This is a genomic window from Ureaplasma rhincodontis, from assembly GCF_057537535.1.
The window spans coordinates 67,754-93,058 of the sequence record NZ_BAAKAX010000002.1; the positions used below are offsets into that span (position 1 = coordinate 67,754).

The 25,305-nt window shown below is 26.0% G+C and carries 17 protein-coding genes; 14 read left to right on the plus strand and 3 right to left on the minus strand.

The annotated features are described in order from the left end of the window. The first annotated feature begins 3 nt into the window (after positions 1–3). The 13 genes from AC27EK_RS02225 to AC27EK_RS02285 all read left to right on the plus strand — a co-directional run bounded on the left by AC27EK_RS02225 (position 4) and on the right by AC27EK_RS02285 (position 14,249). Positions 4–1,128, plus strand: a complete 1,125-nt coding sequence (locus tag AC27EK_RS02225; protein WP_487231727.1) for a hypothetical protein — start codon at positions 4–6, stop codon at positions 1,126–1,128. Between the two features lie 13 nt (positions 1,129–1,141). Next, complete coding sequence (locus tag AC27EK_RS02230; protein WP_487231728.1) at positions 1,142–1,399, plus strand: hypothetical protein; 258 nt, start codon at positions 1,142–1,144, stop codon at positions 1,397–1,399. Further along, a complete protein-coding gene (locus AC27EK_RS02235) occupies positions 1,389–2,795 on the plus strand; it encodes an amidase family protein (protein WP_487231729.1) in 1,407 nt (468 codons plus the stop codon). Before AC27EK_RS02230 ends, AC27EK_RS02235 begins: the two co-directional genes overlap by 11 nt. 1 nt (position 2,796) lies before the next feature. Then, entirely contained in the window at positions 2,797–4,212 is a 1,416-nt protein-coding gene (gene gatB / locus AC27EK_RS02240) for an Asp-tRNA(Asn)/Glu-tRNA(Gln) amidotransferase subunit GatB (protein ID WP_487231730.1), read from the plus strand. Between the two features lie 24 nt (positions 4,213–4,236). Next, the gene (locus AC27EK_RS02245) at positions 4,237–4,638 is read left to right on the plus strand and encodes a DUF2188 domain-containing protein (protein WP_487231731.1); all 402 of its coding nucleotides are present in this window, start codon (positions 4,237–4,239) and stop codon (positions 4,636–4,638) included. Between the two features lie 39 nt (positions 4,639–4,677). Then, entirely contained in the window at positions 4,678–6,018 is a 1,341-nt protein-coding gene (locus AC27EK_RS02250) for a DEAD/DEAH box helicase (protein ID WP_487231732.1), read from the plus strand. A 128-nt stretch (positions 6,019–6,146) separates the two neighbouring features. Next, complete coding sequence (rpsO, locus tag AC27EK_RS02255) at positions 6,147–6,419, plus strand: 30S ribosomal protein S15 (RefSeq protein ID WP_487231733.1); 273 nt, start codon at positions 6,147–6,149, stop codon at positions 6,417–6,419. A gap of 19 nt (positions 6,420–6,438) precedes the next feature. Continuing rightward, positions 6,439–7,599 carry a hypothetical protein gene (locus AC27EK_RS02260; RefSeq protein WP_487231734.1) on the plus strand — a complete coding sequence of 387 codons (1,161 nt, stop codon included), beginning with the start codon at positions 6,439–6,441 and terminating at the stop codon, positions 7,597–7,599. Between the two features lie 15 nt (positions 7,600–7,614). Then, positions 7,615–9,426 (plus strand): oligoendopeptidase F, encoded by a 1,812-nt coding sequence (pepF, locus tag AC27EK_RS02265; RefSeq protein WP_487231735.1) that lies wholly within the window; start codon positions 7,615–7,617, stop codon positions 9,424–9,426. Further along, on the plus strand, positions 9,378–9,704 hold the full coding sequence (locus tag AC27EK_RS02270; RefSeq protein WP_487231736.1) for a hypothetical protein: 327 nt from the start codon (positions 9,378–9,380) through the stop codon (positions 9,702–9,704). The genes pepF and AC27EK_RS02270 overlap by 49 nt, the downstream gene beginning before the upstream one ends. Positions 9,705–9,790: 86 nt before the next feature. Then, positions 9,791–11,032: a serine hydroxymethyltransferase gene (glyA, locus tag AC27EK_RS02275; RefSeq protein WP_487231737.1), complete on the plus strand. Its 1,242-nt coding sequence runs from the start codon at positions 9,791–9,793 to the stop codon at positions 11,030–11,032. A gap of 90 nt (positions 11,033–11,122) precedes the next feature. Then, the gene (locus tag AC27EK_RS02280; RefSeq protein WP_487231738.1) at positions 11,123–12,661 is read left to right on the plus strand and encodes a leucine-rich repeat protein; all 1,539 of its coding nucleotides are present in this window, start codon (positions 11,123–11,125) and stop codon (positions 12,659–12,661) included. Between the two features lie 178 nt (positions 12,662–12,839). After that, entirely contained in the window at positions 12,840–14,249 is a 1,410-nt protein-coding gene (locus AC27EK_RS02285; protein ID WP_487231739.1) for a leucine-rich repeat protein, read from the plus strand. A 116-nt stretch (positions 14,250–14,365) separates the two neighbouring features. On the opposite strand, the gene AC27EK_RS02290 is transcribed toward AC27EK_RS02285, so the two are convergent. The 3 genes from AC27EK_RS02290 to AC27EK_RS02300 form a co-directional block, all read right to left on the minus strand. Further along, on the minus strand, positions 14,366–18,556 hold the full coding sequence (locus AC27EK_RS02290) for a leucine-rich repeat protein (RefSeq protein WP_487231740.1): 4,191 nt from the start codon (positions 18,554–18,556) through the stop codon (positions 14,366–14,368). Between the two features lie 18 nt (positions 18,557–18,574). Beyond that, positions 18,575–22,681 (minus strand): leucine-rich repeat domain-containing protein, encoded by a 4,107-nt coding sequence (locus tag AC27EK_RS02295; RefSeq protein ID WP_487231741.1) that lies wholly within the window; start codon positions 22,679–22,681, stop codon positions 18,575–18,577. A gap of 275 nt (positions 22,682–22,956) precedes the next feature. After that, a complete protein-coding gene (locus tag AC27EK_RS02300; RefSeq protein WP_487231742.1) occupies positions 22,957–24,048 on the minus strand; it encodes a hypothetical protein in 1,092 nt (363 codons plus the stop codon). 237 nt (positions 24,049–24,285) lie between these two features. Between AC27EK_RS02300 and AC27EK_RS02305 the strand changes: the two genes are divergently transcribed. Beyond that, a complete protein-coding gene (locus AC27EK_RS02305; protein ID WP_487231847.1) occupies positions 24,286–25,281 on the plus strand; it encodes a restriction endonuclease subunit S in 996 nt (331 codons plus the stop codon). The last annotated feature ends 24 nt before the right edge of the window (positions 25,282–25,305 follow it).

Here is a 25,305-nt window from a genome sequence, read left to right on the forward strand (position 1 = left end):
TAAATGAAAGAAGTATTTGCAAGAACTGTATCGCCGCTTGCTGAACCTATGTCTTTAGAACCTTGACAAGCCATTCTTGTCTTTTTGGCCTTCTTTATCACTATATTAACTGTATCTATAATTAAAAAAATCTATTATTCAGTTAAATATAAGAAGAGATATTATATATTACCAAGAGTTGGTGTTAAAGGGATAACCAATATAGCAATGGTTATTGCTATATCTATTGCTGTCATTATTCTTTTAACAGTTATAACGGCTGATTTGCTTAATGTTGTTTTTAGGGCGTGACCTGGAACAAGAGTTACGTTAGAAGGTATTCTTATTAAAATTGGTGGATTATTATTTGGTCCATTTATAGGAATGTTTATTGGAATAATGACTGATCTTTTGACAGTTGCTTTAACAGCTGGTGTATTTCACTATGGATATTTAATAGCAGCTATGGCTTATGGACTTATTGGTGGATTAATTAGAGTTGTTTTTGTCTTTGCTAAAAGAAAAAATTTAAATTTTGCAATATATTCAACAATATTATTTACAATTATTGCTGCTTTATTAGGTTTCTTTATTGGTGAAGGAATTCATTTATTAAATCCGAATAGTTTGAGAATTTTTGAAATAAGCTTCTTAGGATTAACTATTAAAATACAAGATTGACAAATCGCATTATTAGTATCTGGTTTTATAGTTTCTGCTATTGTTGTTATTTGAATTTCTTACTTCATTAACAAATCTAAAAAACAACTTAAGTTCACATCACAAAAATATGAAAAACATTTTCATGTTGGCGAGAAAAAAATAAGCTTTAATCTTTTTAAAACAAAATGTTCTTACGAATTAAAAACAACAAATAAAAATTGATTTTCTACTTTTGCTCCTGTTTTAGCAGCTATTATATTGTCATCATCAATTGTCGATGTAGTTATGCTTCCTGCTTTTGATGCAAATATTTCTACATTAGGATTCGAGTTTTGATTAACTATTAGATCATTCTTATTTGTTCCAATGGTCTTATTAAATATAGCTATAATATATCCTATTTTTAAGATTGTTGTTCCTATGATGAAATATGATTACACAACAGAAATAACAGAAAGCAAAAAACTCCCTATATATTACGAATAATTGAAAGATAATTATGAATTTTAAAAAATCACTAGAAGAATTAAATTTAGAACTTAAAAAAAATGAAATAGAAATACTCAAAACATTAGAAGAAGAAACCAATCTTTCTTTTTCTAAAATTAAGAATTTCAAACTTAGTTCAAATTTAAAACCAGTTTATGAGAATAAAACCTTTTTAAGAGAAGATGAAGTAATTCAAATCACTGATGGTATTTTTGATAATGCTATTGAAGTTGAAGATAATTTAGTGGTAGTTAAAAATGAAAAATAGTTTAATATTAGAATTTAGAAACAAACTTTTAAATAATGAAATTACTGTTTCTGAAAATCTTCAAAATTATTTAAAACAAAATGATTATGAAAGTTCTTTGTTAGATCTTTCATCTTTTGCAATTAATAAGGCAAAAGAACTTGATAAAGTTAAAATAACAAAAAACACTAATTTATTGTTTGGTACAGTTTCCTCAATTAAAGATAATATTAATCTTAAAAATAACGTTACCACTTTTGGTAGTATGTATTTTAAAGATTATGTTTCTGCTTTTAATGCAACAGTAGTTGAAAATATTAATAACAAAAATTCATTAATAATATCTAAGGATGTTCTTGACGAATTTGCACAAGGTGGAACTGGCCAACATACAGAATTCAATAAAGCTTTAAATCCGTTTAATGCTAATAAGATAACTGGAGGTTCAAGCTCTGGTTCTGCTACAAAAGTTGCTTCTAACAAAGTTATGTTTTCAATAGGAACAGATACTGGAGATTCTGTTAGAACTCCTGCTAGTTATCTTGGTATTGTTGGATACAAGCCTTCTTATGGACTTATAAGTAGATATGGTGTCTTTCCATTTGCTGAATCTTTTGACACAGTTGGTATATTTTCTAAATATGTAACCGACTCTGCTATTGTTATGTCTGAAATTGCTACTCATGATGAAATGGACTTTACATCTTCAAATAATCAAGAAAACTATTTTGAAAATCTTAAAGAACCAAAGAAAACAAAAGTTTTAGTTTACACATATGATTTAAAAACTGATGAAAAAATTAAAAAAGAATACGAAGAATTTTTAAATTTTATTAGTAAAAATGAAAACTTTGAAATAACTTATAAAGAAATAAATAAAGAAATTTTTGAAATAATTCCTCATTTATACAAAGTAATAAGTTATTCAGAAGGCTCTTCTAATTTAAATTCTTTAAATGGAATTACAATAGGAAATAAAGTTGATTACAAAAATCATCTTGATCTTCTTAAGAAATTAAGAACTGATTATATTTCAAAAGAAGTTAAAAAAAGAATGTTAATAGGAAACATTGCAACCAATGAAGATAATTTTGAAGAAGTATATTTAAAATCTAAAAAAATCATTGAACATATCAATTATCAAATAACAAATGATTTAGAAAAATATGATATTTCGATTTCATTAGCTTCATCAATATATGCTCCTGAAATTAAAAACTTTAATATTCAAAACAATTCAAGTAATATTTTACAAATAGCTAATTTTTTAGGATTAGGTTCAATGGTTATTCCTTTTATAAAACATTCTAATGAAGATTACATAGGACTTAATATTTTTGCTAAACAATATGATGATCAAAAAATATTTAATAATGCTCTTAAATTAGAAAGAATAATATTGGAGAAAAAATATTAATATGAAAAATTTTGAAACAATAATAGGTTTAGAAGTACATTGTGTTTTGAACACTAAAACAAAAATTTTCTCAAGTTCTAAAAACGATCATAATTCTAAACCTAATACTAATATTAATTATTATGATCTAGCATTACCAGGAACTCTTCCAAGATTAAACAAAGAAGCTGTTAAAAAGGCTATTTGATTTTCTAATTTTACAAATATGCAAATCGATTATAAAAATATAAGATTTGATAGAAAAAATTATTTTTATATCGATTTAGCAAGAGGATTTCAAATTACTCAGCAATGACATCCAATTGGCAAAAATGGTTTTATAAAATTAGATAACAATAAAAAAATACATATAGAGAGAACTCATTTAGAAGAGGACACTGCAAAACAATTCTCAAAAGATAATAAAATATTTCTTGATTTCAATAGAGCAGGATCTGGACTTATTGAAATAGTTACTACTCCATGTATTTCTTCAGCAGAAGAAGCCAAGGAATATTTAACTAAATTAAGACAAATACTTTTGTTTGGAAATATCTCAGATGCAAAAATGGAAGACGGGTCATTAAGAGTAGATGTAAACATTTCTATTAGACCATATGGTCAAAAAGAATTTGGAACAAAAATAGAAATCAAAAACATTAATTCAATTCTTAATGTTGAAAAAGCAATTCAATTTGAAACAAATAGACAAATCTCTATGTACTTAAATGAAGAAGAATTCATTCAAGAAACAAGAAGATTTAATGATTCAACAAACACCACTGAGCATATGAGGTTCAAAACAGATGCTGTAAATTATAGATATATTTATGAACCCAATATTATAAACATATCTTTAGATGACAAAACATTCAACGAATTTATAAAAGAATCTCCAAAATCAATAGAACAAATCAAAAATGATTTATCAAAAACAAACTTAGATGAAAAATCAATAGAACATTTGTTGAGAGATTATGATTTATATAAACTATTTAATGAATTAAATAAAAATAAAGATCAATTACTTATATATAAATGAATATCTCAAGATATCATAGCCAATCTCAAAAAAGAAAAAAAGAATTTATCAAATTTAACTTCTTTCAATAAAGAACAAATATTATTAATGCTTGATTTATTATCTAAAGAAGAAATAAATGGTAAACAAGCAAAATTAATATTAACTCAACATATAAGTACAAATGAAAAAGTTAAAGATATAATAAAAGCAAATGATTTTGTTCAAATAAAAGATGAAAAAATTATTAAAAAACATCTTGAAAAAATCATTTCAGAAAACAAAAATATGTTAGAACAATATGCTGATAGACCAGAAAGAGTTGAAAAATTCTTCTTAGGAAAACTAATGCAAATTACAAAAGGACAATGTAATCCTAATATTAGTTCTAAAATTTTAAAAAATTTATTAAAATAGTAGAGTTATCTATGGAGTAAATTAATGAAAAAATTATCAAAAATTTTAAATAAAACAATAGAGAAAAAAGGTAAAACTGAAGTTGTTCAATTCTTGATTGAAGAATTAGGTCTTCCAACTCATTCTCATGCTGATGCTGACTATATGTTTGAACATAAAACAAATACAGAAGAAGAATCAAATATTGAAACTATAAAAAAAGAATCTAACAAAACACCAATCAACGATTCACATGTTTACTATTTATCACCACATGGAGATAAAGGATGAAAACTTATGAAAAGAGGTGGAGAAAAAGCAAGTTTTGTATTTGAAACTAAAAAAGAAGCTATGGAAAAAGCAAGAGAATTTGGTAGAGAAAACAAATGCACAATTATCATCAAGAAAAAAGATGGTAAAATCTCAGATTCAATTAAATACCACTAAAATGAGCTCAGCTCATTTTTTTTGTTAAAAGGAGTTTATATGAAAAGTTATAATTTACATGAATGAATTGAAACGACTTTAATTCAAAATAATTTTGTTAGGCCAACTAACATACAAAGAAAATTAATTCCATTAGGCATTAGAAGCAAAAATATAATTGGTGTTGCTCCTACTGGTACTGGTAAAACTTTAGCTTATTTGTTGCCTATTTTGCAAAATATAGATTATTCAACAAATAAATATCAAGCATTAATAATATTGCCAACTAGAGAGCTTGCTAGACAAACGATTTCTAAAATAGAAATATTTAAGAAAAACAACAAAAAACTTAAAACTCAACTTTGAATAGGTGGAGAAGAAATTTCTAAACAAATTTCTTCTACTAATAATGGAAGTCAAATTTTAGTAACTACTCCTAATAGATTTTTAAAAATTTATGAACAATCAAAAATTGATTTATCTTCATTAAAAACTATAGTTCTTGATGAAACTGATATGTTATTAGATCTTGGTTTTTTTAAAGAAATAGATCAAATTTTCAATATTATAAAAAACAAAGAAATTCAAAAAATAGCATTAAGTGCTACTATTCATAATTTACTTTCTCAACAACTTGCTAAATACTTTACAAATACTAAAGAAATTAATGTTTCTAAATCTATTTATGAAAATGAAAATATTAAACATTATCTTTTATGAACTAAAGATAAATATCATGCTTTGGCAACAATTGCTAATACAACTAATCCATATTTATGTTTAATATTTGCAAATACCAAAAAACAAGCAGATGAAATTTATAAATATTTAAAATCACAAAATAGAAGCGTTATACATTTACATGGTGGATTAAGAACTAGAGAAAGAAAGAACAACTATAAATCTATTCAAAGATTAGATTTTCAATATGTTGTGGCTTCTGATTTAGCTAGTCGTGGATTAGATATAGAGGGTGCTAGTCATGTTATTTCTTGGAATTTACCAGATGATCCAGAATGATATGTTCATAGAGCCGGAAGAGCCGGGAGATCTAAATACGAAGGTATTTCATATGTATTTCAAAATAACGAAGAAGATGCAAAAATATTGAAGCTTCAAAAAAAGGGCATCAACTTCGTTAATATGAAAATTAAGAACAACTCTCTTGAAAAAACAAATCAATATGTAAGAGCAAGAAAACCTAAAATATCAGAAGAACAAATTCAAGAAATTAACAACGTTGTTAAATATCAAAAGAAAAAAATAAAACCTGGTTATAAAAAGAAACTTTCAAAAGAAATTAAAAAGATTAATCAAAAATATAAAAGAGAACATCTTGAAAAGGTTATTAAACAAAAAAGAGTTGAAGGTTACAAAAGAGACAATTCAAAAAATAAATAACTAATTAATCTTTTAAGAAGTTATAATAAATACATAATATTAAACAAAAAAGTAATTAAAAATTGTTATTAATATATCTCCATATTATTGACTTTTTTTAATTGAATTAAACAAAAAAAGGAGAACTTATGGCAATAAGTAAACAACTAAAAGCTGATCTAATTAAAAAATTTGGTGGTTCAGCAACTAACACAGGTGACACAAAGGTTCAAATTGCTATCTTAACAGAAGAAATCAAATCTTTAACAACTCACCTTATAGCTAATAAAAAAGACAACATCTCAAAAAGAGGGTTATACATGAAAGTTGCTCAACGTCGTAACTTATTAACTTACTTACAAAAAAGAGATATTGAAGCTTATAGACAATTACTTAAAGATTTAAATCTACGTGGAAACTAATAAAAGAAACTTATAAACTATGACAACAAAATCTATTATTATTAATAATTCAGAATTTGAAAATGATGCATATGAATCAAATGATCATATGGAATTTGTTGTTAACGAAAATTCTTTCTATAAACAATTAAATAAAAATTTTGATAATTTTGTCAAACGTAAAAACTTTATTGTTTATTGATTTTCTAAACTATTTTTTTATTCAGAAGACTACAAAAAGAATCCTTCTATATCAGAAAAGAAATTATCAACTAAACAACTTTTTATTAAGTTGTTTATTTTTCTATCTTGAATTTCACTATTTGTTTGCATAATATGAGGTGCAGCTCTTCCCATGATAGGTTCTGTAATGAAAACACAAGCTTTATTAAAAGGGAATGTGACAGGTGAAATAATAGCTAATAATCAATTAGTTGGATACATATTAACTACTAAAACAGCTGCTAATTGGTTAAGTTCAGCGGTTAATGATCCTGGAGTAAATTTACAAAAACTTACAGATACAGGATATGTTGGACAAAAAACAATAGATTCTTCTGGTGTATATGACATGTTTGGTGGAACTAAAATATTTTATCCACCAGGAAGTTCTGGAAAAGGAGTCAATGTAGCTAATGGAATGGTTCTTACTCTAAATTCGGGTGCTAGAAACTATTTATTAAAAATATTACAACAAGCTAATCCTAATTTAACCGCTTCTCAAATTGTTCTAAGTGTTGATCAAGTTGGACAAAAACTTATAATTGGAAATATATGACAATCATATTTTTCAACAGCTTCTACGTTAGTGCCGATGATATTAACATTATTCTTTATATTAGTTATTTTTGTATTAAGATATAGAAAGAAAAAGATATTACCAGTTACTAACAAAGCTAGTTGAAAGGATTATTTTCTTTCTAAAGTTTTATGAGTTAGAAGATTTAAATCCGTTGTAAACGCCCCAATTACTAAAAAAATATTAAATAACAAAGAAAATCACAAACTTCTTATTAAAGCTTCTTATATCAAATATTCAGATATGTATGATTTATTAGAATTTCTAAATTTCATGTTTGGAAATTTAGTAGAACTAAATATATCAATAATAATTGATCTTGAAGAAGAAGAAATAAAACAAATTTATAAACAAGTAAAAACTGAAAACTGAGAAAATATATACATAACATCTATTCAATAATTTTTAAGGACACATATGAATAAATATAGTTGAGATCTAGAACATCTATTACAAAACAAACCACTAGAAGTATTACATAAAGAATGATTAGACAAACAAAAAGAAATAATTAAGTTGTATAAAGATTTTTTAAAAACTGAAAATAATTTTATTAAATTTTTAAATAAATCAGAAGAATTAGAAAAAATTTCTAATCGTTTATATAACTTTATAAGTAATAATCTTAATGAAGATATTGCCAATCCTACTTGAAATAATTGAACTCAAAAACTTTCTAATGAATCGATGAAATTTTCAACTGAACTTAGTGATTACACTAATGTTGTTTTAGAAAATCAAGAATTGATTTCAAGATATTTAAATAATCCTAAAATCAAAGAATACAAAAGAAGTTTTGATTTAATATTCAAAACTAAAAAACATGTATTATCTAAAGAAGAAGAAAAACTTCTAACGAAATTATCAATATATGATTCAGGTTTTGAAGATGTTTATTCTACATTGCTTGATAATGATATTAAATTTGAATCTGCATTGGATTCTAATAATAAACTGCATGAATTAAAAACACAATCTGATGTTTTTAAAAATTTAAAATCTAAAGATAGAGAACTTAGAAAAAACTCTTGAATAAATTTCAACAAAGGAATTTATAAGTTTAAAGATACTTTAACTAAATTACTTTATTACAATTATTTAATGCTAAATACAAATTCAAAAATAAGCAATTTTGATGATTATGTTTCAGCTACTGCTTTTTCTGATGAAATTGATAAAAAATTTATAAACACTGTTTATAAACAAGTTAAAAATTTTTCAGATATTTATAGAACCTATTTAGATTCTAGAAATGATTATTTAAAAGAACTTCTTAACTTGAAAGAAATCGAACCTTGAGATTCTTCTGTAGATTTATATAAAAAGGAAATTAAATATACACAAGAAGAAACAAAAGAAGAAGCCCTTAAAGCTTTAAGTATTTTAGGTGAAGATTATTCTAAACAAGTCAAAAGATCTTTTGAAGAAAGATGAATATCTTGAATGCCTAAACCAGGAAAACAAACTGGAGCCTATTCTATTGGCGGAACAAAAGGATTAGACAAATATTATATTTCTATGAATTTTTGTGGAACCATTCAATCTGTTTACACTTTAGTTCATGAATTAGGACATAGTATGAATAGTTATTACTTTGGTCAAAAACAAGAAATATATCAAGGGTGTTCTATATTTTATGCAGAAGTTTCTTCTATTATTAATGAAATGCTTTTAAATCATCATTTATTAAATAAATTTTCTAACGACAATGAAATGAAATTAATGATATTAGATGAAATGATTTCAGGATTTTTTGCAACTACAAGTAGACAAGTAATTTTTTCTAACTTCGAAATGATCGCTAATGAAAAAATCAATAATTCTGAAAATTTTGATTATTCAGTTATTGAAGAAACATATTACAATTTGACAAAAGAATATACAAATTCTAAAAAAGAATTTAAAGATCTTGAATTTCCTAATAAATATAGTTTAGTAACTCCTTTAAGAATTTCTCACTTTTTTGTTGGTAATTTCTATGTTTATAAATATGCTATTGGCCAAGTTGCTGCTATTATTGCTAGCGAAAGAATATTTAATAATAAAGAAGGTTCAAAAGACTTATTATTTAAATTCTTAAGTTCTGGTAATAGTTTATCTCCATTAGAAACTATTAAACTTTTAGATATCGATTTAGAAAAAGAAGAAACATGATTAGAAGCTAAAGAAATAGTTTCTAAATGAATCTCAGAATTTCAACAAATTTCAGAGAAATTAAGGAAAAAATAAAGATGTCTTTTTATTCTAGAAATGAGTTTAGTGTAAGTCATCATGCAATCGAAAGAGCTAAACAAAGACTTAATTATTCTGGATCGAATTTAGAAATTGAATTAAAAATTTTAAAAGATCTTGACGGAGTTCATTTTGAATTCGAAACCAGAACAGATTACTATTTTGAAGTACCCAATAAATACAATTACTATTTTGTTGTTTCAAAAAACAACTTCTTAGTTATTACAGTTTCTCGAATTTCTTACAACAAAAAACTAAGTTTAAATATTATTTAAGCTTAGTTTTTTTAATTTATTTTAAATTTTAAAAATATCTATTTTTTATATTTCTTATAATTATTAATATAAAGATTGGAATAGTAATGTTTAAAAAAATTAATCTTGAAAATGATAAAGAAATAGAAAAAATAATTAATGACGAACTAAAAAGACAAATGGAACATATAGAACTTATTGCTAGTGAAAACTTTGTAAGTTCTGATGTTCTTAAAGCAACTGGTAGTATATTAACAAACAAATATGGAGAAGGATATCCTGCTAAAAGATATTATTCTGGTTGTGAGAATGTAGACAAAATCGAGGCGTTAGCTATAGAAAGACTTAAAAAATTATTCAATGTTAAGTTTGCTAATGTTCAAGCTCATTCAGGAAGTTCTGCTAACGCAGCTGCAATTGCTGCCTTAATAAAACCAGGAGATAGAATTTTAGGAATGTCATTGAATTCTGGCGGTCATTTGACGCATGGTCATAAAGTTAACTTCTCTGGAACTTTTTATGAATCTCATTTTTATTCAACTAATGATAATGGTTTAATAGATTATGAAAAAGTTTTAGAAATAGCAAAAGAAATAAAACCACATTTAATAATATGTGGTGCTAGTGCATATTCTAGAATAATAGATTTTTCAAAATTTAAAAAAATAGCAACTGAAGTTGGTGCTAAATTAATAGCTGATATTGCACACATTGCTGGAGCCATCGCTGTGGGGTTACATCCATCTCCTATGGAATTTGCAGATATTATAACTTCTACTACTCATAAAACACTAAGAGGAGCAAGGGGTGGAATTATTATGACCAACGACCCTGAAATTGCTAAAATTATTGATAAAAAAATATTTCCTGGTTTTCAAGGAGGCCCCTTGTTTCATGTTATTGCCGGAAAGGCAATTTCTTTTAAAGAGGCTCTTCAACCTTCTTTTAAAGAATATCAAGAACAAATAATCAAAAATGCAAAAACGTTTTCTGAAACTTTTATAAATAAAGGTTGTAGTGTAGTTTCTAATGGTACAGACAATCACTTATTTATAATTGATGTAAAAAAATCATTTAATATGACAGGAAAAGATGCTGCTGAAATTTTACACTCATATAAAATAACATGCAATAAAAATACAATTCCTAATGATAAAGAATCTCCATTTGTTACAAGCGGAATAAGATTGGGTGTTCCTGCAATGACTACAAGAGGTTTTGTTGAAAAAGACTTTATACAATTGGCAAATATTATAATTCAAATTTTAACTAACAAAGAGAGTGATAATCCCTCAATTATTAATGATATTACAATCATGAGTGATAAATGTAGAAAACTAAAAAATTAAATTTATTTTAAATTTTGCAAAAAAAAGTATAAAATTATTTTAACTCTTAAAATTTATGTTTTCTGAGTGATAAAATTAAGGATAAAAAAAATGAGAAAAAAAACTATTTTTTCAATTGCAACTGCAACTGTTGCAATAATTACTGCAGCAACATTAGGAACTTCTTTAAGTTCTTCATTAGTTTCAACTAAAACTACAAATGCTGCTGTTAAAACAATTAGTTCAAAAACAACGCCTATTTATGATCAAATCCAAGTTGACGGCAATAATATGTATGTATATACTACACAAGCAGACGACTTTGATATTACTGGGCAAGGAATATTAACTGGTTATTCACCTAAATTTAAAAATTTAATTGAATCTGGACCTTTAAGTGAAATTTTCTATATCAATTTAGTAGTACCAAGCACTGTTAAAGGTATATATCGTAATTCATTTGACCCTGGAAATATTAAAAATCCAACTTCAAACTATAAATTGTTAGCTGTTGATTTTTCAAAAGCAACACAATTAAATGAAATTCATAATCAAGCTTTTATTGATAATCCATTTTTAACAAGTGTTAAATTTAATGAAACTCTTTCTATACTTGAACATTCAGTTTTTGCAAATTGTCCAAATTTATGAAAACTAGAAGGTCTTGAAAGAACAAAATTAACAACAATTGAACGTGATACTTTTAGATCATCAAAACTTAAAAAACTTTCATTACCTAATACTTTAACAACAATTAAAGATTGAGCTTTTGGTGGTATTCAAACTAATTCACCATTACTTGATTTTTCAAACACAAAAGTAACAACCATTGGAAACAACGCTTTCAAAGATTCAACATTTGGATTTTACTTCTTGCCAGAAACTGTAACATCTATAGGTTCTGGTTCTTTCGAAAGAACAACAAATCCTGTTACAAACAAAACTATTAGTTTACCTTCAAAATTAGTTACTGTAGCGACATTAAATTCTGCTGGAATAAAACCTTCAGCACAAGGAGCTAATCTTTGAACTGATGCATTAATCCAAAGTAAAAATTCACTTACTTCTCACTTTAACAAAGAAGCAATTATAACTGCTTTCTTTAATGATGCTAATACACCAGAAAAACAAATCGAAATTTTTAACTCAAAAAAAGGTCAAGAAAAAGCTGATTTAATTGGTCAATTCTTCCATTTTAATAATGATATTAACCAAAAACAAAATATCATGAATACTCTAAGAGACTTTAAATTAACTTTAGAAACTAACGGTTCAATTACTATTGATATAGTAACTTCACCTTTCTATACAACTGATCTATTAACATTTAACGTGTTAAATCCTAATATAACTCCAGAACCAGATCCAGTTCCTCCTTCACCTGACCAAGGCGGAGACAATAACACAACTCCTCCAACACCAAACCCAATTCCTCCAGGAGAAATTGTTCCTGGTGAAGGTGATGGCAACAATCAAACACCAGACCCAGTTCCTCCAGCTCCTGAACAACCTGAAGGGAATTTAGAAGCAACAAAAAATAATAACACTGCTGCAATTGCTGGTGGTACAATTGGTGGAATATTAATTGTTGTATTAATAGTTGCTGCTATTGCGTTAATTTTCAGAAAAAGAAAAACAAACGATCAATAATATTTAATTATTTTAAACTCAATTTAAACTCTCTATTTAATAGAGAGTTTTTTATTAAACAATTATATTAATCATTTATATTACAAGATTTATTACCAAAATTTAAAAAAAAGTGTAGAATTACTTTAACTCTTTTAAAAAAATATTATTAAGAGTGTGTAATTATAAGGATAAAAAAATGAGAAAAAAAACTATTTTTTCAATTTCTAAAATCAGCTTAGCTGTATTTGCGACTGCTACTATAGGAGCAACATTAGGAACCACATTAAATAAAATTGAAACTAAGAAGAAATCAATCTATAGTTCAAATATTCAAAAAACAATTTTAACATACGACGAAATTCTAGTGAATAATGTTAAAAGTTACTTGTATACAACTTTAACAGAAGATCTTCAAATTAATCATTCAACTGGAGAATTAACTGGTTATTCAGAAACATTTAAAACAAAACTTAAAAATGGAGCTCAAAGTTCTAATTTCTATATCAAACTTAAAATTCCATCTTTTGTTAAATCTATTAGTGATTCTGCATTTAGTGCTCAATCTAACACTTTTGCAAATTACAAATTACTTTATGTTGATTTCGATATTGCAACCAGCTTAACATCTATTGGTGCATCTGCTTTTAGTGGTATTACAACTACAACTAATTTATTTGATTTTTCACATACAAAAGTAACAACGATTGGAAACAACGCTTTCAAAGATTCAACATTTGGATTTTACTTCTTACCAGAAACTGTAACATCTATAGGTTCTGGTTCTTTCGAAAGAACAACAAATCCTGTTACAAGTAGAAAAATTAATTTACCTTCTCAATTAATTAGCATAACATCGTTAACTGATGCCGGAATAAAAACTCCCTATCCTGATGTTCCTTGAACAGAATTACTAATTAAAAGAAAATGAGAATTGACCTCTCACTTAAATAAACAAGCATTTATAAATGCATTTTTCAATGATACTAATACACCAGAAAAACAAATTGAAATCTTTAATTCTAAAAAAGGATTACAAAAAGATAGATTAATTGGACAATTCTTCCATTTTAATAATGATATTAATAAGAAAATGATGAACGTATTAACTTTAAGAGACTTTAAATTAACTTTAGAAACTAACGGTTCAATTACTATTGATATAGTAACTTCACCTTTCTATAAAGCTGATATATTATCATTTAACGTGTTAAATCCTAATATAACTCCAGAACCAGATCCAGTTCCTCCAACACCTGACCAAGGCGGAGACAATAACACAACTCCTCCAACACCTGAACAAGGTGGTGGCGACAATCAAACACCAAACCCAGTTCCCCCTTCACCTGACCAAGGCGGAGACAATAATACAACCCCTCCAGCACCTGACCAAGGCGGAGACAATAACACAACTCCTCCAACACCTGACCAAGGCGGCGGTGATAATCAAACACCAAATCCAGTTCCTCCAAACCCAGACCAAAGTACAGAAACAACAAAAAATAATAATAACGCTGCAATTGTTGGAGGAACAATTGGTGGACTAATAATTCTTGCATTAATAATTACTGTTATTTCACTAATTTTCAAAAAAAGAAAAAACAAATAATTAATAATATTTAATTATTTAAAGGTTGACATAAATCCTTTATTTAATAGAAGATTTCTCTATTATAAATTGAATACAATAAAAAAATCATCCCAAGGATGATTTTTTTATATTAATTAGATTTCTCTTTTTTTAATTTTAATTCCGAACACTAAAATTATTATTATTAAGATTAATGCTAACAAACCAACTCCACAACCGAATAAAATAGTATCAGTTTCTGAGAAGATTATACCTTTTACTGGTTTTGGTATTTTTTTGAATTGAACATTGAAGTGAATAGGAATATTTTTTGTAGCCCCATTTTCATATGCGTTTATTAAACTTAATTCAAAACTTAATTTTGAACTAGCTTCATTAAATCAAGCATTAGTTAATTTCATTTCAGAAGTATTACCTAAATTTTCGACTGTTAATTGTAAAGCTTGAAGTTTTGGACAACCTTCAAAATTCTTAATAGTTTTTGCGTTTCAAGAATTAATTTCAGTTTGTAATTCAGTTAAATATATTTCTGATTCTTTTCTATCTTGAGTTGACATATCAATTTCATTATTTAATAATGAAGAACTAAATATTGTTGAAGGAAGATCAGCGAATAAGATAGTGAATTCTAATGGGATTTTATTTGTTGTTACTCCATTAGATTTAGTATTTTCTAAAGTTAATTTGATACCTAAAGTTCTTGTTAGTTTATTTGGAGTATAAACTGCATCAGCTAAACGAGCTTCAGTGTTTAAATTAGTGATATTTAAACCTAATCATTTAAGAATAGTAGAATTTGCAAAATTTGCCACTTTCGAATTATTTCAATCAGCTATTTCTTTATTTAATTCAGTTTCAAATAAATCCATTTGATCAATGTTAGCCTCTTTACTAATATCTTTAAGAGCATTTTTAACATCAGATGTAAATGTTGTTGCATTTTGGTCTTTAAATCAAACAGTAAAGTTTAAATCTAATATTCCTGTATTTGAACCAGCAGTTGTTGCTCCGCTAAGTTTTAATGTAACTCCTATTGTGTTATGAGTGCTTATATTCTTAGTATCAAAAACAGCAGAAAGTTGCATTGAAGTTGAAGGGTTTGTAACACTTAGACCCATTGCTTTAAGTATTTTAGAACTTGAGAAACTTGGATCTTGTCCAGATATTGGATCATTTCAATCAGTAATTTCTTTATTTAATTCAGTTTTGAACAAATCTAACTTAGATGTATCTACATCACCTAAATCAAGAACATTGTTTTGATTTGAAGTTCTAAAAATTGTTACTGGTGAATCATTAAATACAACTTTTAAATTTAATGGTATAGATTCATTAGTTGATCCACTAACATAAGCATTTTTTAATGTCAATGAGAAAGACAAAATATTAGTATCTGGATCGAAATTAAATGTAGATAATTCTAAAATTAATTTTTGTTGACCAAGAACTTGATTTGCATCTTTTGATATTGATAACCCTAAAGCATTTAGAATTGCATATTTTTCTTTTGCAAACAATAAATCAGGAGTTATGTTTCATTTGTTAACTTCATCTTGAATTTTGGCTTCAAATTCTGAAACTTTATCTTGAAGCACTGAACTTAAATTAAGTGTATTACTTGCTAAAGAACTAACAAATGTATCATTTGAATAACCAGTACATTTAATAGTAATGTATTGCGTTAAATTAGGAACATTAACACCTAAATTATTTACTGTTAATTTAAGAATCATTGTATTAGATTTTAAATCTGCAGTCAATGTATAAGAAAGTTTAGCTCCACTTGGGATGTTAACAAAATTAAGATCTAAGAATTTTAAAAAATCAGTTGATGGTAAATAGTTGGTGTTTGTTTCTGGGCTTCATCCATCAGTTTCAGTTGTTAATAATGTTTCTAAATCTGATTTTTGACTAAAGTTAAGTTTGCCAGTTAAATCTAATATATTGTTAGGAAGTGAAGAAGTAAATTGGGAAGAAGAATCTGCTTTATAAACTATATTAAAATCTTGTGTTAAATCAATAGTGGTTGAAGTTGAATCAACATATGCTTTTGACAAAGTTAATCTTACAGAAAATGAATTAGTGTCATTTGATTCAGTAATCACGTGTGTTAATCTTGAATCCGTTGATGGATTTGTGATATTTAAACCAAATAAATCACCTAGAATAGGATTAGCAGTCAAATCAGTAGTTGGTCTTCAAGTATTAACTTCTTGTTTAAGAGCATCTTTAAACTGTTGAAGATTAGCTTTATTAACTGTTGCACTTAAATCAAAACTTGAACTTGTTTTAGAAGTTGTGAATGTTGTTATTGGTTTTTCTCCAAATATAACTACATAAGATAATTCTAAATTTGAGCTTGAGTTGTTAACTATTGCATTGTTCAAAATTAATTTAACAACAACTGTATTGTTTGAAGTGCTTGTAATAGTAGAGGTTAGATTGGTATTTGATCTTAAACCACTAACTTTAACACCTAATTCTTTTAAAATTTTTGTATCAGAGAAAGTTAAATTTCTGTCAGTAAATGTTTTGTCATTTCAGGCTTGAATTTCGGCTTCTAAAGCTGTTTGAAAAGCAGTAATTTTTGAAATATCAACACTTGATGAAATGTCAAACACATTATTCGTTTGTGAAGTACTCACAAAAGTTGTTTGTGATTCTTGTTTAAATAAAACTGTTGTGTTTAATGTTTTAACTAAAGTGGGTTCTAAAACACCTTCAACAAATAAACCCTTAAGTTTAAATTCGATGTTAATAGAATTGCTTATTAAAGATTCTGTGTAAGAAACAGAAAGTTCAGAAGATAAATCAGGATTGATGATTTGAACTCCTAAATTATATAGAGTAGGATATTCTGTTGCTGTAATTTCTTTTTTATCAATAGTAGAAGCCGTTTTGTATTTTTGAACTTCAGAATCTAATAAAGATTTTAAAGTAGAACGCTGATTGTATTCATATTGAGTTGCATTTATAGTTGCGTTTTCAATAACTGTTTTTAGAATGGTTGATTTAGAATCCAATTTAGAAACATCAAATTTAATATTTAAATCATTAGAAGAATAAAGGCTATTCAATTCAATGTTGAAAGTAATATTTCCACTAGAATCTAATGTGGTTTTTATTTTTCTTAAAAAATCAATGGGTTCTAATCCTGGTCTAGATGTATTGAAATTTACATAAGTTAACAATTCTTCGCCCGTTAAGGAATTCAAAGTTGTAATTATTTGATCAGCAGTTTTTGTGGGATAATTGGAAATTATTTTTGCATAATCAATTTTTATACTGATTGGTTCAGGTGTAAGATCAGAACTTTTTAATGATGAACCGTTTGCATTCTTAATTCCAAGACCACTAAGTGTATTAAGATTATTATATTTTGAAGGAAGATTAATATTTCATCTTGTAGCCACTTTATAAGTTGGATGTTTTCCGGAATGACCACCGTTCATTGAAGCGAATGCTCCTGTTTCAATTCTTGTAACAGTATCAGGAGCATAAAAATGTTCAATATTGTTGTACTGGAACGCCTCTTTATCAATAGTTTCTATTTTTGTGTTTTTTAATGAAACCACTTTTAAGTTAGGATTTTCACCAAAGGCTCATTTGCCAATATATGTTGCATTTTTAGGAATAACAAATTCAGTAATATTGTCTTCATAAAATGTTGAATTAGGAATTCTTACAATTTGAGTGTTTTCAAAATTTGTTAATTTACTCAATTTAACATTCACTTTCATTGAATTTTCTCCTGAATCATAATTTGACACATTTGGGTCTGGGTCTCCAATTAAAGAAAGAGAATTATTAAAAACAATTTCTCTTAATTCGTCAAGTCCTCTAATTGAACCTCCACTCATTTTTGTTAATGAAGCAGCAGCAGACATATCAATTCTAATTACCTTATTAAGATCATTTGAAGAGCCATACAAAAATGTATCAAAAGCACGAAAACCAATTCTTGTTGTTCAACTAGGAAGTTTAATGTTTACAAAAGTATCTGCGCTTAATGTTTGTGTAATATTTAAACCAGTTACAGCTGTTCCATCTTTAGTGTATTCATTTTCAAGTGGTGTGTAAATTTTGCAAACAGATGGTATGTTAGAATTTGAGCCATTAGGAAAACTGATCGTTTCAGTTTGTCCATAATCTCCAACAAAAGCGGCACGAGGTGCAGATTTTGAATTTTTTGAGTTTAAAACTTTATTATGTTTAATTGTTTCAGTTATACTTCCAACAAACAAAGGAACAACAGTTCCTAAAATTAATGAAGTTCCTACTATGCTTGAACTTGCAATAATTAATTTTTTATTTAATTTATTCATTATATATACTCTTTTATCCTAATTAATAGTTTTTGTTTTTTTAAGAATTATTATTAAAGTGATTGATATAGCTATTAATATCAATAAGATTATTCCAGGAATACCAAATGAAATTAAAGCTTGATTACTTGTCATAGTTTTTGGACCAACTGAATCAAATTGTGCTATAAAATCAATTGTTTTGTTTCCTAATGGACCATCTTGAAGAGTGTTAGTCAAAGTAATACTAAATTTAACATTCTTATTTTCGTCATCTTGTTTATTTATTTTTAAAAGAAGTTGAGATTTTGAAGATAAATTATCAATTGAAATATTTAATTTACTTAAAGTTTTATATGAACTTAAATCGGTTGTAGGATTCAGATTTCATTTCATGATTTCGTCGTTTAAATCACTTAAATATTGATTAACATTTTCAGGTGTATATTCGTATTTTTCTAAATCAATATTGCTATTTAATGTTTCAAATATAGTAACTGGATTGTTTGAAAATGATAATGTAAAGTTTCTAGTTATAGTGTTTGTATTTAAACCGTTTGAATAAGCATTAAGTAATGATAAAGAAACAACAAGTTCATTTCCATTTTGACTAGTACTAAATACTGGAGAATCTAATCTCATTCCCTCAACTGGATTTGTAATAGTTAATTTAAATTTCTTAAGCGTTGGGTAATTAGCAAACGTTAAATCTTTAACAGTGTCTGAATTTCACTTATCAACTTCTTTAATAATTTCTTCTTTAACTTTTTCTATGTCATTAATAGTTAATGAAGTAAAGTCCAAGTTAGAATTTGAAGAAGTTGTGAATGTTGTTGCTTGTATGTCTTTAAATAAGATATTGAAGTTTATGGGGATAGTTGTAGTTGTTACTGTGTCAACATAAGCTTTTTCTAAAGTTAATTTAATTCCCATAGAATTATTAGTCTCATTAACTTTATAACTTACTGCTAATTTTGAATCAGATTTAGGGTTTTGAACAGACAATCCTAATCATTTAAGAATCGGATATTTTGTAAATGTTAAATCTTTATCAACTTCTGCATTTCAATTTTGTATTTCCTTATTTAATTCAGTTTTGAATTGAGCTGATTTATCAACTGTTTCTTCAAATAATTTAACTGATCTTGAAGTTCTTGAAGTTTCAAATTTAGTTGAATTTAAATCAGAAAATACAACACTAAAGCCTATGCTAATAATGTTTGTAGAAACATTGTTTGAATACATGTTGTTGATAGATAAATCAAATGTAATCATTTTTGTTGATGGAGTGTATTTTAAATTTTTCACTGATAATTTAGAATTGTTTGATAAATTGGTAAAAGACAATTTTAGATTTTTTAATATAGGTAAAGCAGAAAAGTCGTTTTTATTTGTTTGAATGTTTCAAGCATCAACTTCTTTTCCTAATTCTATTTGGAATTGTTCAACAATATTAACATTTTCTGATGTTAGATTTCAATTGTTGTTTTGTAAACTTGTCGTAAATGTTGAATCTTCTTTTTCTGCAAATTTAATTGTAAAGCTTTCAGTTAGTGTTGTAGTGTCAACAGCATTAACACGAGCGTCCTTTAATTTGAATGTAACATTAACATTGTTAGTTGATGTGTTTTTATAAATATCTGCTGAAAGTGTTGAAGTTCCACGATTTGAAATAACTAAACCGAATTTAGAAAGCGTTGTTAATGTATTTATGTCAATTTGTTTATTGGCATTTCATTTAGCAATATCTTCTAAAAGCTTGGTTTCAAATTCATTCATTTGAGTTTCATCAGCGTTTGCGGTTCAATCAATCATATTATCATTTAATGACGTTGTAAACGAAGTTTTCAAACCATCTTTAAAAAACATTATAAAGTTTAATTTTAAAGTCTTTGTTGTAGTTGTATTAACATAAGCATTTGTTAGTGTTAATTCAGTCATTAAAGCATTCTTGTGTTTGTTTTCTGTAAAAGTAACTTTCATATCTGAATTAGCAGAAGGATTGGTTACTGTAACACCAAGTTCAGTTAAAATTGTAGAAGTTATAGTTGGGCTTGTTGGGCTTCATGCATCAACTTCAGATTGTAGTTGCTGTTTAAACGTTGGAATTTCAGTAATATCGTATGCTGTTCAATTTTTAATTAAATTTGATTCATTTGTTGTAAATGTAGTTGCAAATTTAGAAGGAGCAAATAGAATTTCAAAGGTGTGAGAAATGCTATTTGAAGAACCAGGTTTTGCTTTGATTCCGCTCATAGTGAATGTAATACTTAATGAATTAGTTTCTTGATTCATTTTGTTAGCAATAGTTATTGAAGTGTTACTATCAAAATTTGTTGCTGAAAAACCTAATTTTTTAAATATTGATAAACCATTGAAATCACTTGTTTTAGTTGTATTTCAACTATTGGCTTGTGATGTAGCTTCATCCACAAAAGCTTGCATCTGAGAACTGTCAGCGTTTGTAGTGCCTGTTAAATCAATTACATTTGTAGTGCTTGAAGTATCGAATGTTGTATATTTTTGTTCAAATGAAACTAAAATACCAACTTTATATATTGCTTCTTCGCCTGAATAATTAATATCAGTGAATTTAAAACCTAATGAAAGAGAATTGTTTTGGTCATTTTTAGTTTTTGAAACAGTCATTTTCATTTCTGCGGTTGGGTTTACAAATCTAAGTTGTAATTGTTTTAATAAATCACAACCAGTGAAATCAATTTTATTAGATTGTGATAAAAGATTTCAAGCAGCAACTTCATCATCAAGTTTTCTTATAAATGCATCTACATTTGAATAATCATAATTTAAATTTCATTGTCCATTAGGTAATGATGTTGAAACTTGAGTGCTCTTAAATCCAAAATCGTTATAATCAATAATAATTTTATTAGCAGTATAAAAAGTGTTAGTCGTAATTTCAACAATGAATTTATTATGTGTTACATCATTTGTTGCTGTTATTCCTCTTAAATATTCGATTTGCTTAATATTTGAATTATTTACATTTAAAAATTGAGCTAAAATATTTGGTTTGCTAGCAAGATCGTTTAATGCATTTGCTAAACTATCAAAATTAGAATAAGCTTCTTTAAATTTAAAAATATCAAATGTTACATTCAAAGCCGTAGATGGGAATTGGTCGTTACTTGAAAAAGGGTCGTTTTGATTTTTATATATTCCCATTCTTTTAAGTTCTGTTATTGTAGATAAATTACTTGATGAAAAATTGAAGTTTTCATATGTCATTTTTCTTGGTTTTTTATTGAAATTACTTGAATTGAATTCATCATTTGAAATGTTCGTGTTATCCGGAAAATAAATATTTTCTACATAAGTGTTATGAAAAGATTTACGAGCAGTTAAAGAATTACTTAATGAAAAATCTAGGAATTTTATATACGGAATATTTTCTAATGAACCACCATATAAATCTTTAAATTCAGCAGGGAATTTTATGCTTCAAATGCTTGTGTTGGCAAATAATGCAGTCGAAAAACCTTGAGTTCTAGTTTTTTCAAAATCTGTTAATTTTCTTAATGAGATACAGTTATCAAATACTCTATTTTCAAAAGCATAATTTACTCCTTCACAAAAAACAACCTCTTTTAAAGAGTAGAGTCTAGAAAAAGAATATACACCAAGATAATTTAAATTCGGAGAATTCTTAAAATCAACTCTTACTATTCTTTTATAATGATCGTTAGTATTATTAGCTGGTATTGTTGGATCAAATGCGCTAGTTAATGTCTTTGTTGCATTAGATGGCAATAAGAGATTCACATAAGCATTTGGAGTTTTAGTTGTAAAGTTTGATTTTAATCCTGAAATTTCACCAGCCGTATTTATTTTAAAATCATCAGCTTTTGTAGTATATATTTTGTAATTTTTATTTGTGATGCTATCATAAACAGAAACTTCTTCTCCCGGAGTTAGATTCATTTTTCCAAAAGAAACGGCTGCTTCATCAAGAACTCTGTTCTTTGCTTCGAGATTGTCAATTGATGTTGTGCTATTAATTGAATTTTTAATTTGTTTATCTTTTTTGTTGAAATTAGGTGTTTGCGAAATGACTGCTGCTATTGAAACAGTTAAGCTTAGTAGCAAAAAATTATTAAAAATAAATTTTTTGTTATTTTTTTTCATAATAGTTTTTATCCTTATTTCTTTGCTATATAACAAAGATTTTTGTATTTTTAAATTTATACATTTTAAAATTATATAAAATTTATTATTTAATTTGAAATTATTTTTTGCCCTTTTAATGGGGCTTTTTCAAAATTCAAACTAAATTTTTATTTTTTAAATGATTAATTTTTAATATTTATAAAAGTTAATAGACAAATAAAAAAGCAATCGAAAAAATCGCTTTTTTATTTAATGATCATATTAATAGTGTAATTAAAAGAATAAATAACATTTTAACGAGAATCAAACTTAACACTAATTACGGCAATAAACAAAGTTAATGTAATAAACATTAAACAACCTGCAACAATAGTTAAAACAAATCCCATTGAAATTTTTTTAGAACTACTTGAATTATTTTCGTTTGTTGATTCGTCTTCTGGCTTATTTTGATTTCCATCGGGATCGGGAATTGAATTATCGCCACCAGAAGGAGGTTTTGGCGGTATGATTTCTTCTGGTCCAGTATCATCTGGTCCAGGTGTTGTTTCTTTTTTGTTGTAATTTAAATAAACATAAGGCGAAAGAACACCTTCTCTAAAAGATACTATATCAACACCACCAAAATAAGTTTCAGTTATAGAGGGTTTGAAATTTAAAATTTCAATATGTGCTTTAATTACTTGTTCAGTTGTTCTTTTTTCTCAAATTTTGGCGAGATCGTTTGCTCTAAACTTTGCATTAACATTTAAAATAACATCGAATCAATGATTCAGAAACTTATTTACTCCATATACATCTGCTCCTTCAATTCCAACTGTTTGATTTATTTCTTCATTCTGATAATCAAGACCAACGATAACATTTGTTTTTACTTCGTAATTCATTAGTTCAAACAAATTCTTTTTATTATTAATTAATTTTACGTTGTTTATACTAAAGTTAAAGGTTATTGAATTTGATTCTATTGCAGGAATATTATCTAACAAAAATGTAATTTTTGGTTTTGATCAATCTCAAATATTTTCAATTTGTGTTTCTTTTATTTTTAATATAGCGCCGCTTGTTATGAAATCTGGTTTTATCGCAAGACCAAATGCATTAAGTATTGGTGTGTTTTTGTCTATTTTTTTGTTTTTATTGATATATCTAACTTCTTCTGAAATTCTTTTCACAATTTCAGGAGTATTAATTTCATTATTAACAGAAATTAAATCTCTTCTGTAACTAATATATTTGTTATTTAATTTAATTTCAATATTATTTTTTATGATCCCAGAATTATTATTATTTTTAATTGATGTTGGTTTTAAAAAAAAGTAAAAAGATCCGCCAATAGCGAATGTGATTATCAATAGAAAAAAATTAACAAATTTATATTTCATACATTACTTAATTATTAATAATATACATTCTTCTTGCAATCATTAATATTTTTGTATATTGATTATATTTTAAAATTATGAAAAAATAATTATCTTATTTTTGAATGAAATTGAATAGTAAGTTTTATAGATAATTAAGAGCAATTAACTGAACCCAATATTAGATTTAAGGGATTTAAAGACAATTGAAATAAAGAAAATTTAGGTAACGTTTCGAAGATTAAAGCGTCAGGAGATTTAAAAAAAGAAAATTTTTCGAATGCAAAAACTGAACTTTATAAATTTGAAATTTTTTCGAATAATAAAAAAAATAGAGGCTTTTATGGTTGGGCCTCCACTTTTAATGGAGAAGCAGATTCTGTAACCATTACTGCAAGAGGAACAATAGGCTTTGCATTTCATAGAGATGAAAAATTCATGGGAATTGGAAGGCTTTTAATTCTCAAAAGCGATATTATCAAATCCTCATTTATTAGCAAATGATTCAACATTAAACCAAGATTCTTTATGGAAAAAACAAGCATTCCGCAATTAACTACCAATATTTTATCTGAAATTAAAATTATTTATCCTTCTTATGGAGAACAAGAAAAAATTTCATTCTTTTTTGAATTAATTGATAAACAAATTAAATTATTGGAAAGAAAAATACAATTAACTGAATTAAAAATGAAATTTTTTCTTTTTGAAGATTTTAAAAATATATTTTTAAATGAACCATTAATTTGTAAATTTACAGATTATTTTGTTGAATATAAAATAGAAAGCAACATTTCTTCAAAACCAGTTTCGATTGGAAAAAATGGTATAAAGCCAATAGAAAAATGAATTTATGATATTAGCCATCACAAAAGAATTCTAGATAGAACATTAATATTAGGTCTCGGAATTGATGAGGTTTGTGTAAATGAAATAGATAAAAATAAATGTTGTTCAAACATTTATAAAACTTATAAGATAAAAGATGCCATATCGCCATTTTTTGTTAAATATCAATTAAAAACATATTTAAATTATAAAAAAGGTTATGTATCAAAATCAACAACACGAAGAGAATTTGAATTTGATCATAGACAACTTAATGAATTAAAAATGCCTAATTTAAATAACAAGCAGATTTATGATTTTGGTGAAATTTATAAGACGTTTGATAATTTATTATATTCATTAAAAAACCAGAAAAAAGAACTATTAAATAGAAAACAATATTATTTAAATAACTTATTCATTTAATTCATAATATTCTTAGTAAATATT